This is a genomic window from Phyllobacterium pellucidum (genome assembly GCF_013327855.1).
Taxonomy (GTDB): domain Bacteria; phylum Pseudomonadota; class Alphaproteobacteria; order Rhizobiales; family Rhizobiaceae; genus Phyllobacterium; species Phyllobacterium pellucidum.
In genome coordinates this window covers 999,463-1,014,710 of sequence record NZ_JABUMX010000002.1, presented here as the reverse complement: position 1 = coordinate 1,014,710, position 15,248 = coordinate 999,463, and the positions used below count along the sequence as shown (strand labels likewise).

Annotated in this window: 12 protein-coding genes; 7 read left to right on the top strand and 5 right to left on the bottom strand. The window is 59.9% G+C overall.

Going from position 1 to position 15,248, the window contains the following annotated elements:
• Nucleotides 1-11: 11 nt before the first annotated feature.
• The 4 genes from HQ945_RS12915 to trhO all read right to left on the bottom strand — a co-directional run bounded on the left by HQ945_RS12915 (nucleotide 12) and on the right by trhO (nucleotide 4,131).
• Nucleotides 12-995: an SPFH domain-containing protein gene (locus tag HQ945_RS12915; RefSeq protein WP_027229504.1), complete on the bottom strand. Its 984-nt coding sequence runs from the start codon at nucleotides 993-995 to the stop codon at nucleotides 12-14.
• A 120-nt stretch (nucleotides 996-1,115) separates the two neighbouring features.
• Nucleotides 1,116-2,165, bottom strand: coding sequence for a ferrochelatase (gene hemH / locus HQ945_RS12910; RefSeq protein ID WP_113280885.1), 1,050 nt, complete (start codon nucleotides 2,163-2,165; stop codon nucleotides 1,116-1,118).
• Nucleotides 2,166-2,372: 207 nt separating this feature from the next.
• Nucleotides 2,373-3,092, bottom strand: coding sequence for a tellurite resistance TerB family protein (locus HQ945_RS12905; RefSeq protein WP_174208142.1), 720 nt, complete (start codon nucleotides 3,090-3,092; stop codon nucleotides 2,373-2,375).
• Between the two features lie 109 nt (nucleotides 3,093-3,201).
• Entirely contained in the window at nucleotides 3,202-4,131 is a 930-nt protein-coding gene (trhO, locus tag HQ945_RS12900; protein ID WP_113280884.1) for an oxygen-dependent tRNA uridine(34) hydroxylase TrhO, read from the bottom strand.
• A gap of 169 nt (nucleotides 4,132-4,300) precedes the next feature.
• Between trhO and HQ945_RS12895 the strand changes: the two genes are divergently transcribed.
• Entirely contained in the window at nucleotides 4,301-4,939 is a 639-nt protein-coding gene (locus tag HQ945_RS12895) for a 2-dehydro-3-deoxy-phosphogluconate aldolase (RefSeq protein WP_091925459.1), read from the top strand.
• Between the two features lie 745 nt (nucleotides 4,940-5,684).
• Here HQ945_RS12895 and mepK read toward each other — a convergent pair.
• The gene (gene mepK / locus HQ945_RS12890) at nucleotides 5,685-7,550 is read right to left on the bottom strand and encodes a peptidoglycan L,D-endopeptidase MepK (protein WP_113280883.1); all 1,866 of its coding nucleotides are present in this window, start codon (nucleotides 7,548-7,550) and stop codon (nucleotides 5,685-5,687) included.
• Between the two features lie 351 nt (nucleotides 7,551-7,901).
• Between mepK and HQ945_RS12885 the strand changes: the two genes are divergently transcribed.
• The 6 genes from HQ945_RS12885 (at nucleotide 7,902) to HQ945_RS12860 (ending at nucleotide 15,176) form a co-directional block, all read left to right on the top strand.
• Nucleotides 7,902-9,779, top strand: a complete 1,878-nt coding sequence (locus HQ945_RS12885) for a M3 family oligoendopeptidase (RefSeq protein WP_174208141.1) — start codon at nucleotides 7,902-7,904, stop codon at nucleotides 9,777-9,779.
• Nucleotides 9,779-10,693: a heme-dependent oxidative N-demethylase family protein gene (locus tag HQ945_RS12880; RefSeq protein ID WP_174208140.1), complete on the top strand. Its 915-nt coding sequence runs from the start codon at nucleotides 9,779-9,781 to the stop codon at nucleotides 10,691-10,693. Before HQ945_RS12885 ends, HQ945_RS12880 begins: the two co-directional genes overlap by 1 nt.
• A gap of 150 nt (nucleotides 10,694-10,843) precedes the next feature.
• Nucleotides 10,844-12,292 carry a homospermidine synthase gene (locus HQ945_RS12875; RefSeq protein ID WP_174208139.1) on the top strand — a complete coding sequence of 483 codons (1,449 nt, stop codon included), beginning with the start codon at nucleotides 10,844-10,846 and terminating at the stop codon, nucleotides 12,290-12,292.
• Nucleotides 12,293-12,389: 97 nt separating this feature from the next.
• Nucleotides 12,390-12,767, top strand: coding sequence for a hypothetical protein (locus tag HQ945_RS12870; RefSeq protein ID WP_174208138.1), 378 nt, complete (start codon nucleotides 12,390-12,392; stop codon nucleotides 12,765-12,767).
• 43 nt (nucleotides 12,768-12,810) lie between these two features.
• Nucleotides 12,811-13,197 (top strand): outer membrane lipoprotein Omp10, encoded by a 387-nt coding sequence (gene omp10 / locus HQ945_RS12865; RefSeq protein ID WP_027229507.1) that lies wholly within the window; start codon nucleotides 12,811-12,813, stop codon nucleotides 13,195-13,197.
• Nucleotides 13,198-13,310: 113 nt separating this feature from the next.
• Entirely contained in the window at nucleotides 13,311-15,176 is a 1,866-nt protein-coding gene (locus tag HQ945_RS12860; RefSeq protein ID WP_174208137.1) for a 5'-nucleotidase C-terminal domain-containing protein, read from the top strand.
• Nucleotides 15,177-15,248 lie beyond the last annotated feature (72 nt).

Below are 15,248 nucleotides of genomic sequence, written 5' to 3'. Positions count from 1 at the left end.
TTCGCCGGGCGTCAGCTATTCGTTCCGCCGGTGCCGGGTACCGTTCGGCCGCGCACCGGTGGCGTCGAGGGTGACGGCGCGCCGTCGCCGAAGACATCGCGTGCAAGCGCGCCAATGCCTCCGAGCGTGCTGACGAGTGAAGACGCTTCCATCGGCATGAAGATGATCTTCTGGTTGGGGCTTCCGGCAAACTTGCCGAAGGCTTCGGTGTATTTCTGGGCGACGAAATAGTTGAGCGCCTGGACGTTTCCGCCGGCAATGGCGGCCGAGACGATTTCCGTCGCCTTGGCCTCGGCTTCAGCCAGGCGCTCGCGCGCTTCCGCCTCGCGGAAGGCGGCTTCGCGCCGCCCTTCGGCCTCGAGAATCTGCGACTGTTTCAGACCCTCGGCACGCAGGATCTGCGCCGCCCTCGTGCCTTCGGCTTCAAGAACGACCGCACGCTTGTCGCGCTCGGCCTTCATCTGCCTTGCCATAGAATCGAGCAGATCCTTTGGCGGGTTGATATCCTTGATCTCGACGCGGGTCATCTTGATCCCCCACGAATGCGCCGCCTCGTCGACGACGCGTAGCAGCCGGTCATTGATCGCATCGCGGTTGGAGAGAAGTTCGTCGAGAACCATCGAGCCCATGACGGTGCGGATATTCGTCATCGTCAGGTTGAGAATGGCGTTCTGCAGGCCGCTCACCTGATAGGCAGCCTGCGGCGCGTTGAGGATCTGGTAGAAGGCGATGCCGTCGACGGCAATGTTGGCATTGTCCTTGGTAATGACTTCCTGGGTCGGAACGTCAAGCACCTGTTCCATCATGTTGAGTTTGGCGCCGATGCGGTCAAAGAAGGGCACGATCAGGTTGAGACCCGGCGCGAGCGTGCGCGTATAGCGGCCGAAGCGCTCGACGGTGTAATTATAGCCCTGCGGCACCGTCTTGACGCCGGCAAACAGGACCACGAGCACGAGGATGACCAGAACCGGTATGGTGAAGTCGAATCCGCTCAACGGCATGCTGCTCTCCCTGGCCGACAGCCGCTCAAGCGGCGTTACAAAATGTTACCGCCCGTGAGCCGGCAAGCGCAAGATAGACCAAAGCAGCGATTCGAGCGAGCCCGCGGGGTCCCTCTAAATCCAGCCCTGCAATTCGCGGCGCACAAGGGTCTCGATGACCTTCATGCCTTCGTCAGAATCATTCAGGCAGGGGACATGCGTGAAATTCACCCCGCCATTGTGATGGAAGATTTCCGCGCCTTCGCCGGCAATTTCCTCGAGCGTTTCGAGGCAATCGGCAACGAAGCCCGGATTGAAGACGGCGACGGACTTCACGCCGTCCTTGGCCAGCTGCTCCAACGTCTTGTCGGTATAGGGTTGCATCCATTCCTCCGGGCCGAAACGCGACTGGAAGGTGGTGATAAGCCTGTCTTCGCCCCAGCCGAGCCGTTCGCGCAGCAGTCGCGTCGTCTTCCAGCAGTGGCATGGATAGGGATCGCCGCGCTTGAAGTAGCTTTGCGGGATGCCGTGATAGGAAGCGATGAGCAATTCGGGCTCATAGGCCAGCGACGCGTAGTGCTTTTCGATCGAGGTCGCCAAGGCATCGATATAGGCCGGCTCGTCCTGATAAGACGGGACCGTACGGGTCGCCGGCATGAATCGCATCTTGACCAGCGCCTCGAAGAACTTGTCGTTCACCGTCGCCGTGGTCGTCGCTGAATATTGCGGGTAGAGCGGGAACATGACGATAAGCTTGCAGCCCTGCCGGTCGAGCCGCTGCAACGCTTCCTCGATGGAGGGCCGGCCATAGCGCATGCCCCAATCGACGACGACATTGGGATGGGCGGAAAGCGCTGCGGCGAGTTTTTCGCTTTGCGAACGCGTATAGGTGCGCAAGGGCGACTCATTGCGCTCGCGGTTCCAGATCTTGTCGTAGAGCGCGCCGGATTTCTTCGGGCGGGTGTTGAGCACGATCCCGTAGAGCACCGGCAGCCAGATGGCCCGCGGCCACTCGATGACGCGCTTGTCCGAAAGAAATTCTGCAAGGTATCGCCGCATGGAAACCTTGTCGGTGCCGTCGGGCGTCCCAAGGTTGACGAGAAGAACGCCGACCTTCGACGTTTCGATTGCCGGATGATCGCCGGGCTTGCGCACCGCCACCCGGGCCTCGTCTGAAATTGCCATATCCATACTCCACGCTTGCGCGGTGGAACGTAGAGCGGGCAGGCTTTATTGCAAGAGTGCGAAAGGCCGCATGCTTGTCCTTGGATTTTGATGCGATGATCAACCTTCAAGGCGGATGCGCGTGGTTCTGTCTTTAATCATGGTCCTCGGGCCCTCGGCCCGAGGATCGACTTCTATGACAACTGGTGCTTCCTCCGCACGAATGCCTTAAGCGGCCGTATTCGCCTTGGCGTTTGCGACCGTCGCCTCGATGTGGTCGATCAGGCTGTCCGGCAGTTTCAGCCGGCCTGCAAGCAGGTCGAGATAGCCGCGTTCGGCTCGGGTCTTCGGATCGATCGCAAGGCGGGAAGCCGTATAGAGCTCAACTTTCTGCGCGTCGGTGACGGCCGCGGCAACGATTGCGTCGAGGTCCACGGGCGCATTGAGTTCGTTCGTGAGAAACGCCTGCGTATCGCTGTTGAGGCCGGAAAGGGCGAGCTTGTCGGCAATGCGCTTGCGCTCCTCATCATCGACATGGCCATCGGCACGGGCGGCCGCAATCATCGCGCGCACCAGCACCAGCGCAAATTCATGCTCGCCCTGCGGCGCGGTTTCGGGATGGAAGCTCGAGTCATTCGGCGGCGGCAAGAGTTCGCCATCGAGCGCCGTCGGCTGCTCGGCCTCGGCAGGCGTCTTGCCCGACTGGTAATTCTGATAGGCCTTGTAGGCGAGGCCCGCCACGGCAGCGAGACCACCGAGCTTCAGGGCACCGCCCGCAACGTCCCGGCCAGTTCCGGTGCCAAGGAGGATAGCCGCGATCGCACCGGCCGCCAAGGGATTGTCCTTGGCCATCTGCGTCGCCTTGTCCGCAGTGTCCCGCACGGACGTGCCGACGCCGGGGATATTGCTTCCAAGGAAATCATCGAGAATCTTCTTCGGATCAAGCATGCTAATCTCCTCTTTGGCTGCATGAACTGGCCTGGCTTAGTTAGGACCGGGTTCATGGCATTGCAATGACAGGAAGGAGATTTGTCGTCCGGTCTTCGGCGGCGCGGGCCTACGAGCCTAGGTGCTCTTTGGCGCCACGCGCCCGGGCAAGACGCACCTGCTTCTGCCGCTCGGCAAATCTGGCACGGTCAGCCTCGGTTCGCTCATGATAGCAATGGGGGCAGGAAACGCCCTCTTCGAACAGCGGCGAAAGCTTGTCCTCGGGCGCGATCGGATTGCGGCAGGCGTGGCAAAGCTCCGCCTCACCCTCGACAAGACCGTGACCGACCGACACCCGCTCGTCAAAGACGAAGCATTCGCCTTCCCAGCGGCTTTCCTCGGCCGGCACGTCCTCGAGATATTTCAGGATGCCGCCTTTGAGGTGAAAGACGTCCTCGAAACCGAGGCCCTTGACGAAAGCCGTCGCCTTTTCGCAGCGAATGCCCCCCGTGCAGAACATGGCAATCTTCTTGCCTTCCAGTTCGTCGCGGTGGTCTTCGACCCATTGCGGAAATTCGCGGAAGGTCTTTGTCTGCGGATCGACTGCCCCGGCAAAGGTGCCGATCGCCGTCTCGTAATCGTTACGCGTGTCGATGAGGATCGTATCCGAAGCGGCGATGAGCGCGTTCCAGTTCTCGGGCTCCACATAGGTGCCGACGCTTTGCAAGGGATCGATATCAGCGACCCCCATCGTGACGATCTCCTTCTTCAGCCGCACCTTCATGCGCTTGAAGGGCATTTCGCTGGCATAGGAATATTTCAGCTCCATGCCGGCGATAGCGGGTTCGGCATCGAGGAAATCGACAAGCTGCTGGATGGCTGCGGCCGATCCCGCGACAGTGCCGTTGACGCCTTCGGCGGCAAGCAAGAGGGTCCCCTTGATGCCGAGACCGCAGCAAAGCTTCGCCAGCGGCTCCTGCAGCGACTGGTAGTGATCCAGTCGCGCAAAGCGATAGAGCGCGGCCACTTTGAAGGGCAGGTTTGAAGAAAGGTCTGTCATGATCGCCTCCAACTACTGTGCCGGCAGGCGGATTTCAAGCATTTTGGCAAATCGGCGCGGTCGCCTCACACTCTCGTCGCACTTGTTTGCCAGTATTTCCGGGTTTCGATGGACAAAACCGCCCCGCGCTACTAAATCGATTGAACCCAAGGCTAGTGGAGAGAATGACATGACCCAGAAGACCGATTTGCTGTTACCCGTCCTCAAGGGCCAACCGGTCATTCCGGTCATTCTCGTGCACGATGTTGCGCACGCCGTGCCGCTCGCGCGGGCGCTTGCCAAGGGCGGCCTGCCGGCGATCGAGATCACCCTGCGCACGCCCGCCGCTCTTGACGCCATCCGCGCCGTCGCCGCGGAAGTGCCGGAAGCGATTGTCGGCGCGGGCACGATACTCAATGCGCGCCAGTATGAGGAGGCCAGCGCTGCGGGCTCTCGCTTCATCGTCAGCCCCGGGGCAACGCCGCAGCTGATCGAGGCCGCGAGGGACAGCAACGTACCGCTTTTGCCCGGCGCGATTACGCCCGGCGAGATCATGGCGCTGCGCGAGGAAGGCTATACGATGCTGAAGTTTTTTCCGGCTGAGCAGGCAGGCGGTGCGACTTTCCTGAAATCGCTGGCTTCCCCGCTTGCGGGCACCATGTTCTGTCCCACGGGTGGGGTCAGCGCCGCCAACGCCAGAACCTATCTGAGCCTGCCGAACGTCGTCTGCGTCGGCGGATCGTGGGTTGCGCCGGAAGAGCATGTCAAGGCCGGCAACTGGGACGAAATCACCAGGCTTGCGGCAGACGCCGCAAAGCTGGCGGGCTGACGTTCCACATCAGCTACTCGCCTCCACCGCCATCCTCGGATCGACCGTCTCCCGGGGCATCCTCCGCCTCTGCCCCCTCTTACCCTACTCTCCGCCGTCCTCGGGCGTTGTCCCGTGGATCCACCTTCGATTCGGATGCGGTACGGCTCGGTTACGTGGTTATGGGTCCTCGGGTCAGGCCCGAGGATGACGGCGGTAGTGGTGGATAACGGTGGTACTGGATGAAGGCCGGGATGGATGGATCGATGTATGCATGACGCCAGTCTTACCGGATAAGGTGATACTATCCACACTCACTAGGAGGGGTCATTTAACCGCGATGTCATCCACGGTTCAATAGCATCCCCGTACTATCCCGCGGCGGCGACAGCGACGCGCTAATTCCACACTGACTTAAACGGCTATGACGGCGTGCGGAGGGGTGACTTCTTTGATCCCGACCCCTCCGCCGTCATCCTCGGGCTCTTGTCCCGAGGATCCACCTTTGGACTCTCGACCCGCAAAAGGAAGAATGGAGCCTCGGGACAAGAGCCCGAGGATGACGGCGGTGGTGGTGAATAAGGGTGGGGGTGGACGAAGGTCATGATCGACGGATGACGCCAGCAGTGGCGGATAAGGGTGATACCTATCCACACGCACTGGGAGGTTGTCACGTGACCGCGATGTTATCCACGGGCATCCCCGCACTATCCCCATGGCGGTCAACGTGCCAACATTGCCCTTCTCGGTGTCGCAGGAGGGGAACCTACGAACCGCTGGTCGGGCTGAACTTGGCGATCTGCAGGAACGTCACGGCCTTGCCAGTGAACTTGTTGGCGTCGACCGGCGCATCATGCTGGAAGCCCGTGACATAGACCGTCGTCGGCGCGGTGCGTAGCAAGGCGTTGCGGATCACTGCCGGTTCGACGTGCGGCGCCACCGCTGCTACCTGTCGGGTCGAGAGCGCGCGATCGGGCACCTCGTTGCCAACCTGGATTGCCCGCGGCGCCTGTTCCTCCGCCGCCTTCCGGTGCGGTTTGGCACCCTTCGTCGTGGTCACGACCCCGCTGTTGAGCAGCGCGGCAGGATCGCCCTTGGCATGCAACATCGTCTCGCGCAGCGTCGCCATCGGCTCAGCTGAAGCCAGTTGCAGGTTTTGCTGGGCTGCCGGCTGCGGGTGGGCCACGCGGCCCCCTGTCGAGCCTTGAACGGTTGGCAGAACCTTGGGCTGCGACGCCGCTACCGACTGGCGCAACAGCGCCTCCGGTGTCGGGTCCTCGTCCGGTATGGTGATAACATCCTGTTCGGCCGAAGCGTTCTCAGCAGTTGGAGTGCTTGCCACGGCTGCAGCACTCGCCGGCGCGGGCCGCTGATCGGGAACCATCGACGCCATCAGCATGTCATTGTGCTTCGGCTTTTCGAACGGCACGGGCACGAGCGCATTGACCATCTCGGCCTGCGCCTTGCCGGCATCGCTGTCGGAATCGTCAGGGTTGGCCGCGATCAGCTCGCGGATGGCGCTCGCGCTATCCTGCGGACGCGGCTCGGGCAAAGCAGCGATAACCGTCGACTTGTCAGACGCTAGCGCGTTGAGCGTTGCCGGAGCCTCCGGCGCCGGCGTCGGCGTATAATCGGGGCGGCGCAGCGGCACCGGCACGTTCAAGGCCAATGTCTGGCTGTCGTCCGGCGTACCGGCCTGGTCCTGTTCGGCCGGCTGCGGCGCCTTGGCCGTCGTTGCGACCGGAGCGGCCGTACCCTCGGCCTCGTCCGCGACGGATGCGGGCTTGGTCACGGCGCTTTTCGCCGGCTTTGCCGCCGACGCTACAGCAACTGAACCTTCGCTGTTGTCTTCATCTTCGTCGGCACCGCCGCCAAAGAGCATGCCGAATAACGTCTTGCTCCGGCCAGAGCGCGAAGCGCTGGCGATCTGGATGGAGCTGCCATTGCGGCGGCGCGCTTCATAGGCGGCAACGGCCTGTTCATAGCCAGGCAGCGGCTTGCCATCCGACGGAATGTGCAAAGTCTTGCCATCCGGGAATACGGTGAGGAGTTCCTTGCGGCTCATGCGCGGCCAATAGCGCACATTACCGACATCGGTATGAACGAAGGGCGAGCCGGACGTCGGGTAGTAGCCGACGCCGCCGGCCTGGAACTTCAGGGCGGTGTAGCGAAGCGTTTGCAGCTTCACGCCCGGGAGGTACCAGTCCATGGCCTTGCCCAGAATATGCTGGCTTTTTTCAGCAACGCCGCGCGAGCGCGAGCGCAGCATGGAATTGGTCGATGGCGAGCGATAGCCGCAGACAACATAAATATAGTCGCGACCGCCGACCGTCTGGTAAATCTGCCAGACCAGATCGAACAGGCGGGGATCCATCTTGGTGGGTTCGTTGCGGCGCCAGTCGCGCAGGAACTGGTTGAGCTTGTTCAAACCATCCTGCTGGAAGCGGCCATCTTTCTTGAACGTGACTTCGATGCGTTCATTCGTGTGGACGGCGTAGAGCTTGAGGGTGCGGGTTTCTGCATTTGCCTGGGTGGAGGCAAAGAGCATCGACGCGAAGATCATTGTGACGGCAAACCACGCAGTACGCGCGAGCGAGGCAACCGTCAAACCGCCGTTCTTTGCATGCTTCATATATGCCAATTTCGTCCCAACCCTGACCGCGATACACAACCCCCGGATGGCTGAATTATCGGATTTAATGGTTAATGGTCGCTTTACTGAAGAACAAATACGTTGAGAGCATGGCAAAAACGCACGAAGAATCCATCGTTTTGTGACATGGTCAACGGGTTGTTAACAGCACAATTAAGGCGTTTTAACGAATGAATCCATCCTGCAAAAGTCTAAAAAGTGCTTCAATGTAAAATAAGCTAGATGCTACTAGGACCATTGCAAACTCGTTTTTAAGGTTTAGCAATTTCCGACTGATTACTCCGATTCGATCCTTCACGGATTGTTTCACTGCTTTAACATGGTGCTGAAATGACTTTGGAAACAGATAGATACACAGGCGAAGATGCTGTGCGGGCTGCTCCTGCGAAGGACACTGGCAATCCGGCAAAGGCCGATCAGACCGCGCTCGGCACGCTTCCAGTATGGAACCTCGGCGACCTTTATCCTTCCGCGGACAGCAGTGAACTCAAGGCCGATCTCGTCCGCGCCAACGCGCTTGCGGTGGCATTCGAAGACCGCTGGAAGGACAAACTTGCCGCTGAAGCCGGAAAGCCGAATGGGGGCGACTTCGTTCAGTCCATCACCGAGTTCGAGGCGCTTGAAGAGCTGATCGGCAAGATCGTCTCGTTTGCCGGCCTCGTTTATGCCGGTGACACGTCGGACCCCAAACATGCCAAGCTTTATGGCGACATCCAGCAGAAGATGACGGATGCCAGCACCCACCTCATCTTCTACAGCCTCCAATTGAACCGCATCGATGACGCCATTCTCGACAAGGCGATGAATGACAATCCCGCCATCGGCCACTATCGCCCCTGGCTGACGGATCTGCGCAAGGACAAGCCCTACCAGCTTGAAGACCGACTGGAGCAGCTGTTTCACGAAAAATCGATAACCGGGCGCGGTGCCTGGAACCGTCTGTTCGACGAGACGATGACGGCGTTGCGGTTTACGGTAAACGGCGAAGAAATGGCGCTGGAGCCCACTCTGAACCTGCTGCAGGATGCAGATCCGGCTCTGCGCAAGGCTGGATTCGAAGCACTCGCTGCAACATTCAAGGACAATTTGCGCACCTTCACCCTCATCACCAACACGCTCGCCAAGGACAAGGAAATCTCCGATCGCTGGCGCGGCTTTGAGGATATCGCCGATAGCCGGCACCTCGCAAACCGGGTCGAGCGGGAGGTGGTCGATGCGCTGGCGGCGGCGGTTCAGGCTGCCTATCCGAAACTGTCGCACCGCTACTATGCGATGAAGGCGAAGTGGCTCGGCCTTGAATTTCTCAACAACTGGGATCGCAACGCCCCGCTGCCGGAAACGCCGCAGGCGGTCATCTCCTGGAACGATGCGCGTGAAACCGTGCTTTCCGCCTATAGCGGCTTTGCCCCCGAAATGGCCGATATTGCGCGCCGGTTCTTCGACAGGAACTGGATTGACGCACCCACTCGGCCTGGCAAGTCACCCGGAGCCTTCGCACACCCCACCGTTCCCTCCGCCCATCCCTATGTGCTTCTCAACTATATGGGCAAGCCGCGCGATGTGATGACGCTTGCCCATGAACTCGGCCACGGCGTGCACCAGGTGCTTGCGGGCGGTCAGGGCGCCTTGATGGCCTCGACACCGCTGACGCTTGCAGAGACGGCATCCGTCTTCGGCGAAATGCTGACGTTCCGATCGCTCCTCGAACAGACGCGCGACAAGCGCGAGCGCAAGGCGATGCTGGCACAAAAGGCCGAGGACATGATCAACACCGTCGCGCGCCAGATCGCCTTCTACCAGTTCGAGCGCCGTGTTCACACCGAACGCATGGAGGGGGAACTTACCTCCGACCGTATCGGCGAAATCTGGCTCGACGTGCAGAAGGAGAGCCTTGGGCCGGCGGTGCATTTCGCCCCGGGCTACGAGACCTTCTGGACCTATATCCCGCATTTCATCCATTCGCCGTTCTATGTCTATGCCTATGCCTTTGGCGACTGCCTGGTGAACTCGCTCTATGCGGTTTACCAGAATGCCGAAGCGGGCTTTCAGCAGAAGTATTTCGACATGCTCAAGGCCGGCGGCACCAAGCACCACTCCGAGCTGCTGGCGCCATTCGGCCTCGATGCCACCGATCCCGCTTTCTGGCAGAAGGGCCTTTCGGTCATCGAAGGCATCATCGACGAACTGGAAGCCATGGACGCCGACTGATGGATGCAGAGTCACCCTGGCAAGCCCCGACGCACACGCCCTATGACGGTTCGGCGCAACCTTTCACCATCGGCTTGCAACAGCTCGACCACAGGGACTGGATCGAAATTGACGATCATCTGCTTAGCTATCTTGCCGAAAAGCAGCGGCTTTTTGCACGCCACGGCGAGAAGATTTTCGTAGAGGAGCCAAGCAGCGAACCGGGCCAGAAGGAAGTTTTCGACCTGCTGACCGCCCACCTCATCGAACATTATCCGGAACGATATGTTCGCAAGGGCAATGCTGTCATTGTCTCTGGCAGGGACGATGCCATTGCGATCGGCGAAGCCGCAACGCCCTACCTGCACCGGGCGGCAAACCTCGTGCAGGAGGACCTTGTGCTCATGCGCAAGGACGAAAGGCGCGGCTGGCACCTCGGTGCCGCCTCGTTATCCTTCCCATCATCATGGACCCTTCTCGAAAAATTCGGCCGGTCCATGGAAGAGATTCATGCGCCCGTCCCGGATTTCGGCGCAGGCACCCGCAATGCGGGCCTCATCGCGCGCATGTTCGACAATCTGCGCCCGGACCGCTCGGTTTTCCGCATGAACTGGTCGCTTCAGCCGGATGGCGAGCTCTACCACCCCTTGGCAAGCCATGAGAAAGGCGCGCTCTACACGGACGACGACATTGCAGCGCAGAGTTTCGTTCGGGTCGAGCGTCAGACGTTGCGCAAGCTTCCCGTCTCCCGCGATATTCTCTTCACCATCCGCATCCACCTCGACCCGATAAAGGCGCTCAAGAAACACCCGGAGTGCCGGGCCGTCGCTGAAGCTTTTTGCCGGCAACTCGAGGCATTGAACCCGGCGCAATTGCACTACAAAGGTATTATGACGATCCGCGATCGGCTTTTAACCGCGCTGAGAACCCTATAATCGCGCCTCGATTAACAGTAGATTGAAATTTTCAACATGCAGCGCAAAGGGTTGTTTGCTCTTTGTCACATCTATGCTCTATGGTTTCTTTGATGCCGATCTATAGCGGCTGCCTCAATGATGGAGATCAAAATTAGGAGCACGAAAAAAATGGCGAAGGCTGAATGGCCTATACATGGAGAAATTACCGGTCCGATCGTGATGATCGGTTTTGGATCCATCGGTCGGGGTACCCTGCCCCTCATCGAACGCCACTTCAAATATGACAAATCCCGCCTGGTCGTTATCGACCCCAGCGATGCCAACAAGAAGCTGCTCGACGAGCGCGGCATCCGGTTTATCCAGCAGGCGATCACCAAGGACAATTACAAGACCGTCTTGAAGCCCCTTCTTACCGAAGGCGGCGGCCAAGGCTTCTGTATCAATCTTTCCGTCGACACCTCTTCAGTCGATATCATGCATTTGTGCCGCAAGAACAACGCACTCTATATCGACACCGTGATCGAGCCGTGGATCGGCTTCTACTACGACAACGACATGGACAATGCCGACCGCACCAATTATGCGCTGCGCCAGACATTGCTGGCCGAGCGCAGGAAGCATCCGGGCGGACCGACCGCTGTTTCGTGCTGCGGCGCGAATCCCGGCATGGTGTCGTGGTTCGTCAAGCAGGGCCTGCTTGAACTCGCCCGCGATCTCGGCATCGACCATAGCGAACCGGCACGCGACGACCGAAAGGGCTGGGCCAAGCTGATGAGCAAGGTCGGCGTCAAGGGCATCCATATTGCCGAGCGCGATACGCAGCGCGCTGGCGACCCGAAGCCCTTCGGCGCATTCTGGAATACGTGGTCGGTCGAAGGGTTCATTTCCGAAGGCCTGCAGCCGGCCGAACTCGGCTGGGGCACCCACGAAAAGTGGATGCCGAAAAATGCGCGCAAGCAAAAGAAGGGCAACAAGGCGGCGATTTTCCTTGAGCAGCCTGGCGCCGACACGCGCATTCGCACCTGGTGCCCCACCGAAGGCGCGCAGTTCGGACTGCTGGTGACCCATAACGAATCGATCTCGATCGCGGATTTCTTCACCGTGCATGACAAGAAGGGCAAGGTTTCCTACCGCCCGACCTGCCATTATGCCTACCATCCCGCGAACGTCGCGACATTGTCGCTCGACGAGATGTTCGGTGCCGCCGGCCAGCCACAAGCGATCCAGCACGTGCTCGACGAATCTGAAATCGTCGATGGCGCCGATGAACTCGGCGTTCTGCTCTACGGCCATGAGAAGAACGCCTACTGGTATGGCTCGCAACTGACGATCGAGGAAGCGCGCAAGCTTGCCCCTTACCAGAACGCGACCGGACTCCAGGTTTCCTCGGCGGTCATGGCGGGAATGGTATGGGCGCTGGAAAATCCGGACGCCGGCATTGTCGAAGCCGACGAGATGGATTTCCGCCGCTGCCTCGAGGTGCAGACACCCTATCTCGGACCGCTCAAGGGCCACTATACGGACTGGACGCCGCTCCACAACCGACCGGGTCTGTTCAAGGAAAATCTCGACATGGATGATCCCTGGCAGTTCCGCAACATCCTCGTCCGCTCGTGACGCAAACGGCAGCTTCCGGGCTGCCGTTTTCATCCGCCCCCGAGCGTCATTCCCTACCCCCCGCCGTCATCCTCGGGCCCTGTCCCGAGGATCCATCTTGCAAAAGAACGACCCGGCGAAGACGACCAGCAGAACCGCCGATCGTGCGGCACCCAAGCTTCAAAGCTATGTCGCCTTACCGCCTGACCGCGCCGATCCATTTGCGGACATTCGCTTCGGTCTTGTTGGCCAGCCATGCCGAAAGCCGTTGCGAGTCGTTCGCGTGATCGTCATCACACAACTCTATTATGGATCGGCGAAGGACGCGGCAGGCATTGATCGCATCCTTGTGTGTCGCGGGTCGAACGATCATCTGGTCCTGCGCCTGGAAGCGTGTTTAGCCGGATGCATCTTGGAGTTGAATGTCTGGATGGAACAAATGGTAGCCTCAAACACTTCCAATCTGCAATTAAACTTAGGTCTTGTTTCTGCTTGATTTTCACGGCATCTAGATATCCAGAACCATGGGAGAATATTGGATGAGACGTTTTTCGCTGCCCGTCGCCGTTACGCTTAGCCTTTCCCTTGCCGGCTGCATGAGCGGGTCCATGCAGGATGGCGCAGGCGTGCAGGTCGCCAAGCCGACGGACGCCGTCCAGGGCCAATGGTTCGACACCTCGGGCGTCGCCTTCTCGAATTTCAACGGCGGCGTCTTCGAGACCCGCGCCAACGACACCAAGGAAAAACTTGCTGAAGGCAATTATCGCTTCGCCTCGGCCAATCTGATCGAGATCAACATGCGCTCGCTCGCGCGCGGCACGCAGTCCAAGGTGAATTGCGCCCTCGTCAGCACCGGCCAGCTCAACTGCACCTCGTCCAGCGGCCAGCAATTCTCGCTGACGCGGCGCGGCCCGCAAACGGGCTGAGGCCGAAACATTCGACCAATTGCTCGATTGCATGGCGGTCAAACGAATGAAACCATTGCTCGTCAACCGATGCTCCACGCGCCGATTTGGAGCCAGTCAACCGGGAGCAGATCATGTCCGGAATTCTTGCCCGACTTCTCGTTGCAACTTCAGTGTTTGGCCTGTCGGCCGGTGCGGCGATGGCCGACTATACGCTCAACATCCTGCATATAAACGACCAGCATTCGCGCATTGAGCCGATCAACAAGTACGATTCGACCTGCTCGGCTGAAGAAACGGCCAAGAACGAGTGCTTCGGCGGTATAGCCCGGGTCAAGGCCAAGATCGACGAGCGCCGCGCCGCGCTGTCGAAGGATGGCGGCAATGTCATCGTCCTCGATGCCGGCGACGAATTCCAGGGTTCACTGTTCTACACGACCTACAAGGGCGACGACACCGCCGAATTCATGAACCAGATGGGCTTCGACGCGATGGCCCTCGGCAATCACGAATTCGACGACAAGCCGGAAAGCCTCGCGAAGTTCCTCGAAAAGGTGAAGTTTCCGGTCATTTCCAGCAATACGGAAGCCGCGCCGGATTCGCCGATAGCCGGCAAATTCAAGCCCTATCTCATCAAGGAGATCGGCGGCGAGAAAATCGGCATCATCTCGGCCCTGACCACCGATACGGCGGAAATATCCAGCCCTGGCCCGAGCGTGAAATTCGCAAATGAAGCCGAGACGCTGCGGAAGGTTGTCGACACCCTCAAGGGCGAAGGTGTCAATAAGATCATCGCGCTCAATCACGATGGCTATCTCAGGGACAAGGAATTGGCCGCGCAGGTCGACGGCATCGACGTCATCGTCGGCGGCCACAGCCATACACTGCTCTCCAATACCGATCCCGAAGCAATCGGCCCCTATCCGACGCTGGTCAAAGGCCCTTCCGGCCGCGATGTGCCGATCGTCCAGGCCAAATCCTATTCGAAATATCTCGGCGAACTCAAGGTGACCTTCGACGACGAGGGCAATGTCATCAAGAGCGAGGGCGCGCCCATCCTTCTCGACTCGAGCGTGACGCCTGACCCGGCCTTCGCCGCCCGCATCAAGGAACTTGCCCAGCCAATCGAGGAATTGAAGTCGCGCAAGGTCGGCGAATCGACCGGCGTGATCGAAGCGGCCCGCGAGGTGTGCCGAGCGCGCGAATGCAGCATGGGTGATCTCGTTGCCGATGCCATGCTGGACCGGGTCAAGGGCCAGGGCGTGACGATCGCTATCATCAATGGTGGCGGCCTGCGTGCCTCGATCGATGCGGGCGATGTGACCATGGGCGAAGTGCTGACCGTGCTGCCGTTCCAGAATACGTTGGCGACATTCCAGTTGCGCGGATCGGATGTCGTTGCCGCACTCGAAAATGGTGTCGGCCAGATCGACCAGGGCGCGGGGCGCTTCCCGCAGGTTGCCGGTCTCAAATACACGTTCGACATATCAAAGCCGGTCGGCAGCCGCATCTCCGATATAGCGGTGATGCAGGGCGACAGCTTTCGGCCGCTGGATCCTGGCGCAACCTATGGCGTGGTTTCGAACAATTACATGCGTGCCGGCGGCGACGGCTACAAGATCTTCTCTACGAACGCCGTCAATGCGTATGATTACGGTCCGGGACTGGAACTCGTTCTTGCCGATTATCTCGGCCAGCACATCCCCTACAAACCCTATACGGATGGGCGTATAACGATGGCGGCGGCCGCGCCGGGCGTCGATCCGGTGCCAGCGCCGCCCGAAACACAGAAGGCGCCCGAACCGGCAAAGCCGGCCGCGCAAACTGCCGCCAACCATCATCCGGACAGCTATACGATCAAGCGCGGCGACAATTTCTGGGAGATTGCCGAGGAGATTTACGGCAAGGGCATCGAATGGAAAAAACTTGCCGGAGCCAATCCCGGGATGAAACCGATGAAGCTGCCGATCGGCGCGCAAATGAAGGTGCCCGGCCTATAGCCTAATTGTACATGACCGCACATGAAGTGGATCCTCGGGACAAGAGCCCAAGGACGATGGACGGACGCTGAC

Coding starts and splice junctions, on each gene's coding strand:
- hemH (WP_113280885.1), bottom strand. CDS start 2,165: ATGGCAATTTCAGACGAGGCCCGGGTGGCGGTGCGCAAGCCCGGCGAT.
- HQ945_RS12905 (WP_174208142.1), bottom strand. CDS start 3,092: ATGCTTGATCCGAAGAAGATTCTCGATGATTTCCTTGGAAGCAATATC.
- trhO (WP_113280884.1), bottom strand. CDS start 4,131: ATGACAGACCTTTCTTCAAACCTGCCCTTCAAAGTGGCCGCGCTCTAT.
- HQ945_RS12895 (WP_091925459.1), top strand. CDS start 4,301: ATGACCCAGAAGACCGATTTGCTGTTACCCGTCCTCAAGGGCCAACCG.
- mepK (WP_113280883.1), bottom strand. CDS start 7,550: ATGAAGCATGCAAAGAACGGCGGTTTGACGGTTGCCTCGCTCGCGCGT.
- HQ945_RS12885 (WP_174208141.1), top strand. CDS start 7,902: ATGACTTTGGAAACAGATAGATACACAGGCGAAGATGCTGTGCGGGCT.
- HQ945_RS12880 (WP_174208140.1), top strand. CDS start 9,779: ATGGATGCAGAGTCACCCTGGCAAGCCCCGACGCACACGCCCTATGAC.
- HQ945_RS12875 (WP_174208139.1), top strand. CDS start 10,844: ATGGCGAAGGCTGAATGGCCTATACATGGAGAAATTACCGGTCCGATC.
- omp10 (WP_027229507.1), top strand. CDS start 12,811: ATGAGACGTTTTTCGCTGCCCGTCGCCGTTACGCTTAGCCTTTCCCTT.
- HQ945_RS12860 (WP_174208137.1), top strand. CDS start 13,311: ATGTCCGGAATTCTTGCCCGACTTCTCGTTGCAACTTCAGTGTTTGGC.